Annotated in this window: 13 protein-coding genes; 8 read left to right on the top strand and 5 right to left on the bottom strand. The window is 37.3% G+C overall.

Annotated features, from left to right (window positions below):
• Positions 1-24: 24 nt before the first annotated feature.
• The 6 genes from JKP34_RS00315 to JKP34_RS00290 all read left to right on the top strand — a co-directional run bounded on the left by JKP34_RS00315 (position 25) and on the right by JKP34_RS00290 (position 5,119).
• Positions 25-714 (top strand): energy transducer TonB, encoded by a 690-nt coding sequence (locus tag JKP34_RS00315; RefSeq protein ID WP_201916522.1) that lies wholly within the window; start codon positions 25-27, stop codon positions 712-714.
• A 120-nt stretch (positions 715-834) separates the two neighbouring features.
• Positions 835-1,614 carry a DUF3050 domain-containing protein gene (locus JKP34_RS00310; protein WP_201916520.1) on the top strand — a complete coding sequence of 260 codons (780 nt, stop codon included), beginning with the start codon at positions 835-837 and terminating at the stop codon, positions 1,612-1,614.
• 67 nt (positions 1,615-1,681) lie between these two features.
• Entirely contained in the window at positions 1,682-3,265 is a 1,584-nt protein-coding gene (locus JKP34_RS00305; RefSeq protein WP_201916518.1) for a peptide chain release factor 3, read from the top strand.
• Positions 3,266-3,277: 12 nt separating this feature from the next.
• Positions 3,278-3,976 carry an RluA family pseudouridine synthase gene (locus tag JKP34_RS00300; RefSeq protein ID WP_201916516.1) on the top strand — a complete coding sequence of 233 codons (699 nt, stop codon included), beginning with the start codon at positions 3,278-3,280 and terminating at the stop codon, positions 3,974-3,976.
• A gap of 75 nt (positions 3,977-4,051) precedes the next feature.
• A complete protein-coding gene (locus JKP34_RS00295; protein ID WP_201916514.1) occupies positions 4,052-4,546 on the top strand; it encodes a nuclear transport factor 2 family protein in 495 nt (164 codons plus the stop codon).
• A 27-nt stretch (positions 4,547-4,573) separates the two neighbouring features.
• On the top strand, positions 4,574-5,119 hold the full coding sequence (locus JKP34_RS00290; protein ID WP_201916512.1) for a DUF4199 domain-containing protein: 546 nt from the start codon (positions 4,574-4,576) through the stop codon (positions 5,117-5,119).
• Between the two features lie 252 nt (positions 5,120-5,371).
• Here JKP34_RS00290 and JKP34_RS00285 read toward each other — a convergent pair whose 3' ends face one another.
• The gene (locus JKP34_RS00285) at positions 5,372-5,575 is read right to left on the bottom strand and encodes a hypothetical protein (protein WP_201916510.1); all 204 of its coding nucleotides are present in this window, start codon (positions 5,573-5,575) and stop codon (positions 5,372-5,374) included.
• A 54-nt stretch (positions 5,576-5,629) separates the two neighbouring features.
• On the opposite strand from JKP34_RS00285, the gene JKP34_RS00280 reads away from it, so the two are divergent.
• Complete coding sequence (locus JKP34_RS00280; protein WP_201916508.1) at positions 5,630-5,914, top strand: DUF6787 family protein; 285 nt, start codon at positions 5,630-5,632, stop codon at positions 5,912-5,914.
• Between the two features lie 52 nt (positions 5,915-5,966).
• Here JKP34_RS00280 and atpC read toward each other — a convergent pair whose 3' ends face one another.
• Together atpC and atpD are read right to left on the bottom strand one after the other, a co-directional pair.
• Positions 5,967-6,215, bottom strand: a complete 249-nt coding sequence (gene atpC / locus JKP34_RS00275; protein WP_201916506.1) for an ATP synthase F1 subunit epsilon — start codon at positions 6,213-6,215, stop codon at positions 5,967-5,969.
• Between the two features lie 18 nt (positions 6,216-6,233).
• Complete coding sequence (atpD, locus tag JKP34_RS00270) at positions 6,234-7,742, bottom strand: F0F1 ATP synthase subunit beta (protein ID WP_201916504.1); 1,509 nt, start codon at positions 7,740-7,742, stop codon at positions 6,234-6,236.
• Between the two features lie 271 nt (positions 7,743-8,013).
• On the opposite strand from atpD, the gene JKP34_RS00265 reads away from it, so the two are divergent.
• Positions 8,014-10,467 carry a zinc-dependent metalloprotease gene (locus JKP34_RS00265; protein ID WP_201916502.1) on the top strand — a complete coding sequence of 818 codons (2,454 nt, stop codon included), beginning with the start codon at positions 8,014-8,016 and terminating at the stop codon, positions 10,465-10,467.
• 136 nt (positions 10,468-10,603) lie between these two features.
• Here the strand turns inward: JKP34_RS00265 and JKP34_RS00260 are convergent, their stop codons facing one another.
• On the bottom strand, positions 10,604-12,208 hold the full coding sequence (locus JKP34_RS00260) for a vWA domain-containing protein (protein WP_201916500.1): 1,605 nt from the start codon (positions 12,206-12,208) through the stop codon (positions 10,604-10,606).
• An 82-nt stretch (positions 12,209-12,290) separates the two neighbouring features.
• On the bottom strand, positions 12,291-13,460 hold the full coding sequence (locus JKP34_RS00255) for an AIR synthase-related protein (RefSeq protein ID WP_201916498.1): 1,170 nt from the start codon (positions 13,458-13,460) through the stop codon (positions 12,291-12,293).
• Positions 13,461-13,546 lie beyond the last annotated feature (86 nt).

The following is a 13,546-nucleotide window of genomic DNA, read 5'->3' as shown; positions in this document are numbered from 1 at the left end:
TTTAACCTAAAAATGATTATTCAGATGGAAAAATTTAAAAATGCTTCCCAGAAATTGTATGCTAAACGACCTCTATTTTTCAATATAGGACTCGTTATAGCGCTTACCTTGTGCTTCGTGGCTTTCGAACACAAAGTTTATATTAGTGAATCAGACAGAATTCCATTGGAACCTGAACAGGGAACAATTTTTGTTTATGATCCTGTATCTACTGTTCAAAAGCCTAAGCCTAAGCCCCAAATTGATTTACCTCCAAAGAAGAATAAAGTTTTTGAAATAACAGATGAAAAGAAGGAGGTCGCTGAGAAGAACAAGCAAGAGGTAGATCTTGATTGGTTAGATGAGGCTATGGATGATGCTGGGCCTGGAGTAGAGACTGTTGTTATTGATAACTCAATTTATGATGGGTTTTCAATCCAATCAGGACCAGAATTTGAAGGAGGAACAGATGCATTCTACAAGTATATATCTGAGAATATCGAGTATCCACGAAGAGAACAAAGAATGGGTATTGATGGAAGAGTTTACCTTCAGTTTGTAATTGAGAAGGATGGGAGCCTTACCGATATACAAGTCATAAAAGGGATCTCTGAAGGTTTGGATAAGGAGGCTATTAGAGTGTTGAAATCTGCACCTAACTGGATTCCCGGGAAGAACAGAGGGCAAGCGGTAAGAGTGAGAATGACAATCCCGATCAATTTTCAACTACAGTAGACTGAAGTTACTTGTTTTATAAAGTTTACGAGAGGCAATCAATCAGATTGCCTTTTTTCGTAAATGGTCATCCAATATCTTTGCAGTTTCGTATCTAAAACGACTTATAAATAACAATTAATGAGTATCCAATCTATTCAGGAAAGTATCAAAACCTATCGAAGTGATTTATTAGAGCACCCCGTTTATTCGCAGATTACTTCTGTGGAGGAGGTTCGTGTATTTATGGAAATACATGCGTTTGCTGTATGGGATTTTATGTCATTACTAAAAGCTTTACAGAAAAAACTCACTTGTATTAGTCTTCCCTGGAAACCTGTTGCTTCTCCTTCAACTGCTCGTTTCATTAATGAAATTATTTTAGGGGAAGAAACAGACGTAAATCCTAAGGGAGAGGTCAAGAGTCATTATGAATTATACCTGGAAGCCATGAATGATTTAAATGCCTCAACGAACTCAATCACTTTGCTTTTAGATCATTGTAATTCTATTCCTGAGCTTTTGAATTACCTTGATGCCACATCTGATCTGCCAGATGGTATAAAGAAATTCTTAAGATTTAGTTTCGAGCTAATTGAGAATGGTAAGACCCATGAAATTGCCGCAGCTTTTACCTTTGGCCGGGAAGATTTAATACCCGACTTATTCACAAGCATTATTAAAGGGCTTAATCAAGAAAATGATGAGCTGGAAGCTTTAATTTATTATTTAGAAAGACATATTGAACTAGATGGTGATGAACATGGGCCTTTGTCACTCCGAATGATAGAGGAATTGTGTGAGGATGATGCCAAGAAGTGGCAAGAAGCAGAGATAGCCGCTATTAAGGCCTTGGAAGTCCGACAACATTTATGGAATGAAATCAGCCAAAAGATTGAGCAGTCTAAAATGACTGTATGATTTATTCACTTAGCATATTCCATTCCTTTAATTCTTTGTACTTTTGCGGTTCTATCGAGAATGAGACATGAGTACAATAGAACAGGAAATTAAGAAAAGACGCACATTTGGCATTATTGCCCACCCCGATGCAGGTAAAACAACCCTTACAGAAAAGCTTTTGCTTTTTGGTGGAGCTATTAGTACTGCAGGTGCTGTAAAATCTAACAAGATAGATACCGCTACCAAATCCGATTGGATGGAAATAGAGAAGCAGAGAGGTATTTCTGTGGCTACATCTGTTATGGGATTTGAGTACCAGGGAATGAAGATCAACTTACTCGATACACCCGGTCACCAGGATTTTGCTGAAGATACCTACAGAACACTAACGGCTGTGGATAGCGTAGTAATGGTAATTGATTGTGTGAAAGGGGTAGAGCAGCAGACCGAAAAGCTCATGGAGGTTTGCCGTATGAGGAATACTCCTGTAATCTGCTTCATTAATAAGCTCGATAGAGAGGGTAGAGATCCTTATGATCTTTTAGATGAAATTGAAGATAAGCTAGCTATTAATGTTAGGCCCTTGACTTGGCCTATAGGTATGGGTAAAACCTTTAAAGGCGTTTATAACCTCTTTAGTAAAAATCTGCTACTATTTAAGCCAAGTAAGCAGCAACTTTCTGCCGAAGGAGTAGAAGTAAAAGACCTATCAGATAGTATTTTAGAAGAATATACAGGCGATACCTTAGCCAACCAATTACGTGAAGATGTTGAGCTTATTGAAGGAGTTTATCCTGAGTTTGATAAAACTGAATACTTAAATGGTCAGGTAGCACCAGTATTTTTTGGGTCTGCCGTTAACAGCTTTGGGGTAAAGGAGATGCTAGATACTTTCATTAATATAGCCCCGGAGCCAAAAGGTAGAGAAACCGAAGAGCAGGCCGTAGAGCCTACTGATAAAGATTTCTCTGGTTTCGTTTTTAAGATTCATGCCAATATGGATCCTAAACACAGGAATAGAATTGCCTTTGTGAGAATATGCTCTGGTAAGTTTGAGAGAGGTAACAGCTATCTGAATGTCCGTCATGAAAAGAAATTCCGCTTTTCGAATGCTACGGCTTTTATGGCTCAAGATAAAGAAACCATTGATGAAGCCTTTCCTGGTGATATAGTAGGTTTATATGATACGGGCAACCTGAAAATTGGTGATACACTATCTCAAAATAATATCGGTCTTTTTAAAGGCATTCCTAGCTTCTCTCCTGAAATATTCAGAGAAGTGATTAATAAGGATGCTATGAAGACAAAGCAGCTTGATAAAGGCTTAAATCAGTTAATGGACGAGGGTGTGGCCCAGTTGTTTACTTTTGAAATGGGTGCTCGTAAAGTAGTTGGGGTTGTTGGTAATCTGCAGTTTGAAGTAATACAGCATAGGCTCAAGAATGAATATGGGGCATCCTGTACTTTTTCTCCAATGAATCTTTACAAAGCGTGTTGGATTAGTAGCAAGGATAAAAAGAAGCTTGATGAATTTGTAAAATCTAAATACAGACATATCGCGAAAGATAAAGACGGTAAGTTGGTATTTATGGCTGAAACTAAAGCTTGGTTACAAATGGTTCAGGATAACTTCCCGGACATTGAGTTTCATTTTACATCTGAATATTAAAATATTTCACTTATGGACTTTCAAGACTTTTTGCAATTAGTGATGTATGAAGACAACCACCTTCTTGTGGTTAATAAGCCTTCAGGGATGTTGGTACAGGGTGATCAGACAGGAGATACACCTCTATCTGAACACGCAAAAAAATATATTGCAGAGAAGTATAAAAAGCCCGGGGCAGTATTTTGTGGTACGCCACATAGGATAGACAGACCGGTATCCGGAACTGTAGTTTTGGCGCGTACTTCAAAGGCGTTGGAACGTGTCTCGCGCATGTTTCAGGAGAGAAAGGTAGACAAAACATACTGGGCTATAACAGAGAAGCGTCCGCCTAAACCAGAAGATACCATAACACATTGGCTAAAAAAGGACAATAACAAAAACTTTACCCATGCCCATGTGAGTAATAATAAAGGTGGACTTGAGTCAACACTTGAATATCGACTCATTAGTGCTCAAGGTGACAGAAATTTGATTGAAATAAAGCCTATTACAGGCAGACCACACCAAATTCGAGTACAACTGGCAAAAATAGGCTGCCCTATTATCGGAGATGTAAAATATGGCTTCCCAAAGCCTACAAAAGACGGCTCAATTGCCTTACATGCGAGAGCAATATCCTTTGAGCATCCTGTAAAGAAAGAACCCTTTAATGTAGTGAGCCCTATTCCTAAAGCTTTTGTTTGGTCTCATTTCGAGCACATCACAGAATAAAATAGTAGACCGTTGATGTAAAAACGGTTTTGTATCTTGAGAAGAAAGGGGAACTTATGTCAAAACTTAATAGGTATGACAAAGTACATTCTTTTCTTCTTTCTTTTTATGAGCACGCTCTTGGTGCATGCTCAATCACTTCCAAAGGCTGATTCTACAGCTGTGATGCAAATCATTACTGATGTGTTCGATGGCATGCGACAGGGGGATAGTAGTATGATTTCTCAGCATTTGCATAAAGATATTGTCATGCACTCGGTAGGTATACAGCCAGGTGGAGGCACAAAAGTATTTACAGAGAGTAATCCTCAGGCATGGCTTGATGCTGTAGGTAAACCTAAAGAGCAAACCTGGGACGAAAGAACCGCTAATTACAAAATGAATCTTACAGAAGGATTGGCCATAGTTTGGATGGATTATGGTTTTTTCATTGATAAAGAGTTTAGCCACTGCGGTGTTAATTCATTTCAACTGCTAAAGGAAGCTGGAATTTGGAAAATTATTTATATAATTGACACAAGAAAGCGACAAGACTGTAATATTTCTGCCTTCTCTGAGACTAACCAATAAACAACTATAAACTAAACTATTATTACTATGGAAAATCAAGAAGTACAAAATAACTCAGCGCATCCTATTAAATGGGGTGTAATAATGGGAGTGGCATCTGTGATTATCAGCTTATTGATCTATGTTATAGATGTTACCTTATTTGTAAAGCCATGGGTCGGGTTCTTATCTTTAGCAGTTGGTGCAGCTATCATCGTATACTCAGGATTTGATTATAGAAAGCAATTAGGAGGTTTTATGTCCTATGGAAAAGCATTTATGCATGCATTTGTAGTGCTTTTAGTAGGAGGCTTTATAGGGGCAATCTTCAGATACTTATTATTTAATGTGATTGATCCAGAGGCATCTCAGGTATTAGTGGATGCAACTATTGAAATGACTATGGGAATGATGGAGGCCATTGGCGCATCTGGAGATACAGCGGCTATGGATAGAGCTGCTGAACAAGCCAGAAACTCCTATACACTTTCAGGTATTGCTATGGGGTATTTATGGGGAATCATCTGGTATGCTATTATTGCCGCTATAGTTGGCCTTATTACCAAAAAGAAGAATAAAGAATTAGATTTCTGAGAAGAGATCAAGTAAATAACTAATTATAAAGGACTGTTAACTGGAAGTCCTTTATTTTTTCATTCTGTTTTTTAGTACCACCACCATAAATCTACCATAGACAAACATAATCGCGGGAATAAACACTATGATAAGTGTGGTTTTGGTAGATTTTGAGAACTGTTCATAATAGTCTGAAAAATACAACGTCATGAATCCCATTATTAATACTGTCTCACTAATGGCAGCTTTAATGATTTCCCTTTTCATAAATTATGAAGTTTTGGCTTTGTAATAACTGATGATTGCCTTAATCAATCTTTGAATGCTCAAGGCCGAGAAAAATATTAGAATGAAGAGCATTGATTTCGACTGATTTACTTCAAACTCGGTGAAGGTTCCTGAGGTAAGAACTGTAAGACACATAAAAGCCATTAATAAAACTCCAATGGCTTCTTTAATTATTTTTAATTTCATTTTCCAATTAGCTTCTTAGTTTCTAATTATTGCCAAATTAATTAATTTCGGCAAATGTTTAAAAAGTTACAGAAGCGATGGAATCTTAAAAATGGTTGGCAGGTATTAGTGGTGCTTCTGGTTTTTGCATGTACAGGTTTTACAGTCATGTTTTTAAAGGAACCAATCCTTTCTGTTATTGCTCCAAAGGAAGATAGAACTTGGGCCTTCACCACTATCTACTACGTCCTTATTCTTCCTGTCTATTTTGCGATACTACTTTTTTATGGTTTTATCTTTGGGCAGGGGAAATTCTTCTGGGCCTTTGTTAAGAAGACTTTTAGGAGATTTAGAAAATAAAAAAGCCGATCTGGTTTCCCAAATCGGCTTCTACTTAAATATTTAACTAAACTTATTCTTGAATAACTTTCTCTGCTAGAACTGTGATTGTATTATTCAAAACCTCAACCACACCACCTTCTACCATCATGCTGGCTTCTGATTTGTCCTGCACATAGCTTAACTCACCTTTAGCCAGTGAACTGATTAAAGGAGCGTGATCTGTTAAAACCTGAAAAGCACCATCACTTCCTGGAAAGGTTGCTGAATGAACCGAACCTTTAAATACTTCTTTTTCAGGTGTTATTATTTCTAAGTACATAACGCTTATTTATCTTAATTAAGCTTCAGCTAGTAATTTCTCTCCAGCTTCGATAACTTCTTCTATAGTACCTTTCAAGTTGAAAGCTGATTCTGGCAGGTGATCTAACTCACCATCCATAATCATGTTAAAACCTTTAATGGTATCTTTAATATCAACAAGCACACCTTTCAATCCAGTAAACTGCTCTGCTACGTGGAAAGGCTGAGATAAGAATCTTTGTACTTTTCTTGCACGGTATACAGTCTGTCTATCTTCTTCAGATAATTCATCCATACCTAAGATAGCAATGATATCTTGCAATTCTTTGTAACGCTGTAAAATCTCTTTTACTCTTTGTGCTGTATCATAGTGATCACCTCCAACGATGCTTCTTTCCAAGATTCTAGAAGAAGATTCTAATGGATCCACTGCTGGATAGATACCTAACTCAGCAATTTTACGAGACAATACGGTTGTTGCATCTAAGTGCGCGAAAGTAGTTGCCGGAGCAGGGTCAGTTAAATCATCCGCAGGTACGTAAACTGCCTGCACTGAAGTAATTGATCCGTTCTTAGTTGAAGTAATACGCTCCTGCATAGCACCCATTTCTGTTGCTAGTGTTGGCTGGTAACCTACCGCTGAAGGCATACGACCTAATAGGGCTGATACCTCAGAACCTGCTTGCGTAAAACGGAAAATGTTATCAATAAAGAATAGAATATCTTTACCAGTTTCGTTGCTGTCTTTATCACCATCTCTGTAATACTCAGCAAGTGTAAGTCCTGAAAGAGCAACTCTAGCACGAGCACCTGGAGGTTCGTTCATCTGACCGAACACGAAAGTAGCTTTGGATTCCTTCAAGGCTTCTTTATCAACCTTAGAAAGATCCCATCCACCTTCTTCCATTGACTTCATAAATTCGTCACCATATTTTACAATGCCTGACTCAAGCATCTCACGAAGTAAGTCATTTCCTTCACGAGTTCTTTCACCCACACCTGCAAATACAGAAAGACCACCGTGGCCTTTGGCAATATTGTTAATTAACTCCTGAATTAATACGGTTTTACCTACACCGGCACCACCGAACAATCCAATTTTACCACCTTTTGAATAAGGCTCAATAAGGTCGATTACTTTAATACCAGTATAAAGTACTTCAGAAGAAGTTGATAAATCTTCAAATCTTGGAGCATCTCTGTGAATTGGTAAAGATGTTTTTCCTTCAGGTTGGTCAATACCATCGATGGCTTCACCAATTACGTTGAAAAGTCTACCTTTTATATCTTCACCAGTTGGCATTGATATTGGTGCACCGGTGTCTTCCACTGCCATACCTCTGGTTAAACCTTCAGTACCGTCCATGGCGATAGTTCTTACTCTATCTTCACCTAAATGCTGTTGACATTCCAGTACGATTACTGTGCCGTCAGATTTTTTTACTTTGAATGCATCTAAAATATTTGGAAGTTTTGCGCCTTCTGCTTCAAAACTCACATCTACTACCGGGCCAATTACTTGGGTAATCTTACCAATATTTGCCATATTTAATTAATTATAATAAAAATGAATGCTCTTTTCTTTCAGGGTGCAAATCTAACCCTAAAAAGATTTATAACAAAGTTTTTTTCTTATGCTTCAAGCAAAAAACGATTGTAAAACAACTTATTAGAGTTGTGGTACTCTTCCGTTTATGTAAATGTCTCAACATTCTTAAGTTATTAAAGTTTCAAGTCTTAATTTAGATCAAAAGGTGTATATACATATATTCCATTACCTAGATTAATTTGAAGCCGTTTAACCTAAATAATTAATTATGATACCGAAAAATACCAAATGGATTTTAGCCTTTATGGCTCTCATTACATTTAGCATTGAAGGCAATGCTCAACTATTTAACAAAAAAAAGAAGAAGAAAGAATCTGTTAAATCAGAGCAAAAGTCAAATTCACCCTTTAAAAAGTATAGTGAAGTAATTACTAAAGAAGCTGAGTCTGATGAAGGCTTATTTACTTTTCACAAAGTAGGAGCTAAACATTATTTTGAAATATCTGACGATTTATTAGAAAAGGAAATTTTAATTGTTTCAAGAATCTCAGGCCACGTGAAGGGGTTAAATTTTGGAGGAGCTGGTATGAAATCCAGACCTCAACAAGTCATTAGGTTTCAGAAAAAAGACCATCAACTCTTACTTAGGTCTGTATCATATAATTCCGTTGCGGATGAGAATGATCCTATTTACTTATCGGTTAAGAATAATAACTTCGAACCAATAATCGAGAGTTTTAAAATCGAGGCTTTAGGAAAAGATTCCAGTTCTTATGTTATTAATGTTGATGATTTCTTCACAACAGATGTGCCTTTGATTGGGGCTCTTTACGATTCACAAAGAAAAGCATTTAAGATAAGTACAGTTGATAAAAGCAGATCAGTCATTGTACATGGGAAAGCATTTCCAGAAAATGTTGAAATAAGGCATATCTTAACCTATAAAGGTTCTGAACTTCCAGATAATCAATTGACTGGAGCCTTGTCAATTGAAATGAATCAGTCAATGATTTTACTACCTGAGAAGCCTATGGTTCCTAGAAATTTTGATGAACGTGTGGGATATTTCTCTATCCGCCAGATCAATTACTCTAGCGATGCTCAGAAAGCTGAATCTGATAGATTTATTACTAAATGGAGATTAGAGCCATCAGATTGGGACGCCTATAATAAGGGAGAAGCTGTTGAGCCGGTAAAGCCAATTGTTTATTATATAGACCCAGCTACACCTAATCAGTGGAGAAAATATATCAAACAAGGAGTAGAAGATTGGCAAAAAGCTTTTGAGAAAGCAGGATTAAAAAATGCAATTATTGCCAAAGATGCTCCTACAAAAGAAGAAGATCCAGATTGGAGTCCAGAGGATGTACGTTATTCAGTAATCAGATACATAGCTACCGATATTCAAAATGCTCAGGGACCACATGTGCACGATCCTAGAACGGGTGAGATACTCGAGAGTGATATTTTATGGTATCACAACGTGATGAATCTTTTAAGAAATTGGTACTTTGTTCAAACGGCTGCTGTAAATCCTGAAGCTCAGAATATTAAGTTTAAAGATGAGCTGATGGGAGAATTGATACGCTTTGTGGCAGCTCATGAAGTAGGGCATACTTTAGGTTTACCTCATAACATGGGTTCGAGTGTTGCTTACCCAATTGATTCACTGCGCTCTCCTGAGTTTACTTCCACTCATGGTGTAGCTCCATCTATAATGGATTATGCGAGGTTTAATTATATAGCACAGCCAGAAGATGGTATCAAAAACTTCTTCCCAAAAATAGGAGAGTATGACGACTGGGCTATTAAATACGGCTATAAACCTATTCCTAATATTGATTTACCAGAAGAGGAAGAGCCGATATTGAACGAGTGGATTTTAGAGAAAGCAGGTAACCCTGTATACCGCTATGGCAGACAAAGAAGAGATCCTATTGACCCTACAGCGCAGACTGAAGATATAGGAGACGATTCTATGGAAGCTTCAGAATTAGGTATTGCTAACCTTAAGCGAATAGCCCTAAAACTTATGGAGTGGGGAACCGAGCCGGGCGAAAATTATGATGATCTGCAGGAACTTTATAATAATGTTGTAGGTCAATATAATCGCTATATGGGTCACGTAACTTCAAATGTGGGTGGTGTTTATGAGTACTACAAAACCTCAGATGAAGATGGAGCTGTTTATACGCATGTTGATGAAGAGAAACAGGCAAGAGCTATTGCCTTCTTAAACAAGCAGCTTTTTGCAACACCAGAATGGCTAATCGATCCTGCTATTCTTTCAAGAATAGAAGAGGAAGGTATAGTAGACCGAATTAAGGCCTTGCAGACAAGAACTTTTTCACGCTTACTTGATGGTAAACGTGTAAAACGGATTTTGGAGAATGAGGCACTAAATGGTGCAAATGCATACACAGCTGTTGAAATGATGACTGATCTGAGAAGAAGTGTTTTTTCAGAATTACGGTCAGGTAAGGAGATAGATACTTATAGAAGAAACCTTCAAAAGAACTTTGTAGAAGAATTGGGTAATTTATTAAATACGGACAATGATGACCTGCGAAGTACAGATATACCCTCTATTGCGAAAGGGAATTTGACCTTATTAAAAGTAGAGATCAATAGAGGAATAGGACGTCAAAGTAATACAAGCTCTAGGTTCCACCTTCAGTACTTATCAGATAGGATAGATCAATTATTAAATCCTAAAGGCTAATAGATCATTAGGATAAAACAGAGAGAAAGGGAGTTGAATAACTCTCTTTTTTATTGTCAAAATTTGTTGCACTTCTATTAAAGTAGGAAGCTGAGCTTATAAATACCTCAAAGGCTACATTTAATTCAGGTACATGTTAATTGTTTGCTTTTCCTCCCCTTTGGGCTTCAATAATTAATGTGGAGAGCATATTTTCTTGGTTAATAACACTTAGATAAGCATTAGAATTATTGGATAGAGTCTTTAAACTCTGGTCATTTTCGTTTTGAAAGCTAAGTAAGGATAAATGAACCTGCTCTTTAGAGTGACTATTGACTAATTCTACAAGGTGGCTAGTGGCTCTTACCGCTCCATCTGTGACCAATATAACACGGTTATTTCCTTCCGTTTTATAATTTGAAAGTGCTTCTTTAAAAGCGAGCTTCATACCTTCAAGTAGGTTGGTGGAGCCTCCTGGCTTCAACTTATCTATTTTCTTGCTGATGTATTTCTCTTTCGTTGCTGAGCTGGGTTTAACTACTTTCTTTGCTTCTCCTGCATAAGTAATGACAGTGATTTCATCCTCAGGCCGCATGATACCAATTAGTTGTTTGAGGGCTGTTTTTACATGCTCCAATTTATTTTGTTGGGCCATAGAGGCTGAAATGTCTAGTACAAATATCAAATTATTGAAAGCATAGCCATCTAATGAATTGCTAGCGGTTGTTGGCGCTACTGCTTGGAAATCATTCTTTGTTTTTGGGTGGTAACTTATGCCTTTTAAGTAATAGGGAAGGAAGACTGGCCTCAAATTATCAGTCTTATTTTCGAAGTACCGAGGGTGTGTGTTTGCATTGAAGCTTTTTAACAATGCCATGTCCACTACCTTATTGTAAATGTCTATGATGTCATTGAGGCTTTGATCGTTTCGGATATCAATATAGCTTGTGTCTTTATTCTTGGTTAAAAACGAAGTTGCCGTCCTCTTTATCCATTTATAAGCATTGTCTGGATTGTTACCTCTATTTTCACTTAACCTTAATAAGCCCTCAAGATTCTGCTCTTTTTGAGCAGTAAAAATCTTAAGTTCATTATTTAGCTTTTCTAGCTCTACCAGTTTTGTCTCCATTCTAAAATTAGAAGACCGATTTGAATGGTGGATCACCCCTTCAGCTTGGTCAATAATTGGGAGAATAGATTCCCCTAAATGTACCCATGGATTATTTGAACTATCCTTTAGTAGGGTATTTGGATGTAGTTGTGAAAGTAATTCAGTTCTAGCTTGATGTGTAAGTTTTAGTTCTTGTTTGTATGCTTGAATGACTTGATGCGTTTTGGTGAACTTATTTTCAAAGGTTTTATCCAGAATAATACTGCTGAGTTCAAAGGCACTTGCTCTCAAACTATTGATGCTGCTAATTAGCTGAGTATTTATTATAGTAATATCCTTTAAGCTTTCTCCTAAATTTGAAAGTTGACCAGTGTTAGCTAGGTCAGGTCTTTTGCTTCCTGAGTTGATATAATCAGCTAAGCGGATAAGGTGTTCAGTAGCTCTTTCTTCTGCTGGGCTTAAAAGTGCTTCTTCAACTTTGTACACTCTTTCAGTCAACCAGTTTATAAAGTCGATATGTTGATTGGCCTCCCTAATATATAGATTGATTTTCTCTTGCTGTGGACTTATAGGGTAGTCCTCTTGAGGAGCAGAGTAGGCCTTAAAAAATGCGTATATGACAAAAAGTACTGTCCAAGCATGCTTGTTCATGTGTTGGGGAGAATCAGAATTAAATATCTAATAGAAATGAGCCTAAGTAAATTTATTTTACAAAGTGAGTAATAAGTAAGCCTTAACCTTCATATTCGAAAGTGCCATACTCGCCTTTAATGGTCACTTTCTTCTTATTTGCCTCTTCAACTCTTCCTACTATCTGCGCATCGATATTAAATGCTTTAGAAATTTCAATTACTTGCTGCGCATCTTTCTCGTCTAGGTAGATTTCCATACGATGCCCCATATTAAAGACTTTGTACATCTCCTGCCAGTCGGTGCCTGATTCTTGCTGAATCATCTCAAATAAAGGAGGGGTGTCAAATAAGTTATCCTTAATTACGTGTAGACCTTCAATAAAATGCAAGACTTTGGTTTGAGCTCCACCACTGCAATGAACCATCCCATCAATTTTACCAGGAAGTTGCTCTAATACTTTTTTAATAACTGGAGCATAAGTTCTTGTTGGAGATAGTACCAATTTACCGGCATCTAAAGGTGTTCCTTTAACCGTATCGGTTAATTTCTTTGATCCCATATATACCAATTCGTTTGGCACGCTTTGATCAAAACTTTCAGGATATTTCTTTGCTAAGTAATTATTGAAAACATCATGTCTGGCAGAGGTAAGTCCATTGCTACCCATGCCACCGTTATATTCATTTTCATAGGTTGCTTGCCCGTAGCTTGCTAAACCAACAATTACATTTCCCGCTTTAATATTATCATTAGAGATAACATCCTTTCTTTTCATCCGTGCAGTAACGGTACTATCAACTATAATAGTTCTTACCAAATCGCCAACATCAGCTGTTTCACCACCCGTGCTTAAAATGTTAATTCCGTTCTCACGAAGCATTGCAAGCACTTCTTCCGTTCCATTAATAATGGCTGATATCACTTCACCAGGTATCAAATTTTTGTTTCTACCTATTGTGGATGATAGAAGGATATTATCTGTACATCCTACACAAAGCAAATCATCAATATTCATGATAATAGCATCTTGTGCAATGCCCTGCCAAACAGATATATCCCCAGTTTCTTTCCAATACAGATAGGCTAAAGAAGACTTGGTGCCAGCCCCATCGGCATGCATGATGGTGCAGTAATCATCATCACCTGCGAGCATATCAGGCACGATTTTACAAAAGGCCTTAGGAAAAAGCCCTTTATCAAGGTTTTTAATTGCATTATGCACATCTTCTTTAGAGGCGGAAACACCTCGCTGGTTATACCTGTCACTCATGAATGTAAAATTTTATCAAAAGTAAGTCGATTGAAGAAAGTAAGCAATCTTAGTAGCATTTATAAAAGAGATTCAATTTTTCATAA

It is taken from the genome of Marivirga atlantica (assembly GCF_016734805.1).
GTDB lineage: Bacteria > Bacteroidota > Bacteroidia > Cytophagales > Cyclobacteriaceae > Marivirga > Marivirga atlantica.
This window is presented reverse-complemented; position numbering and strand designations above follow the sequence as displayed.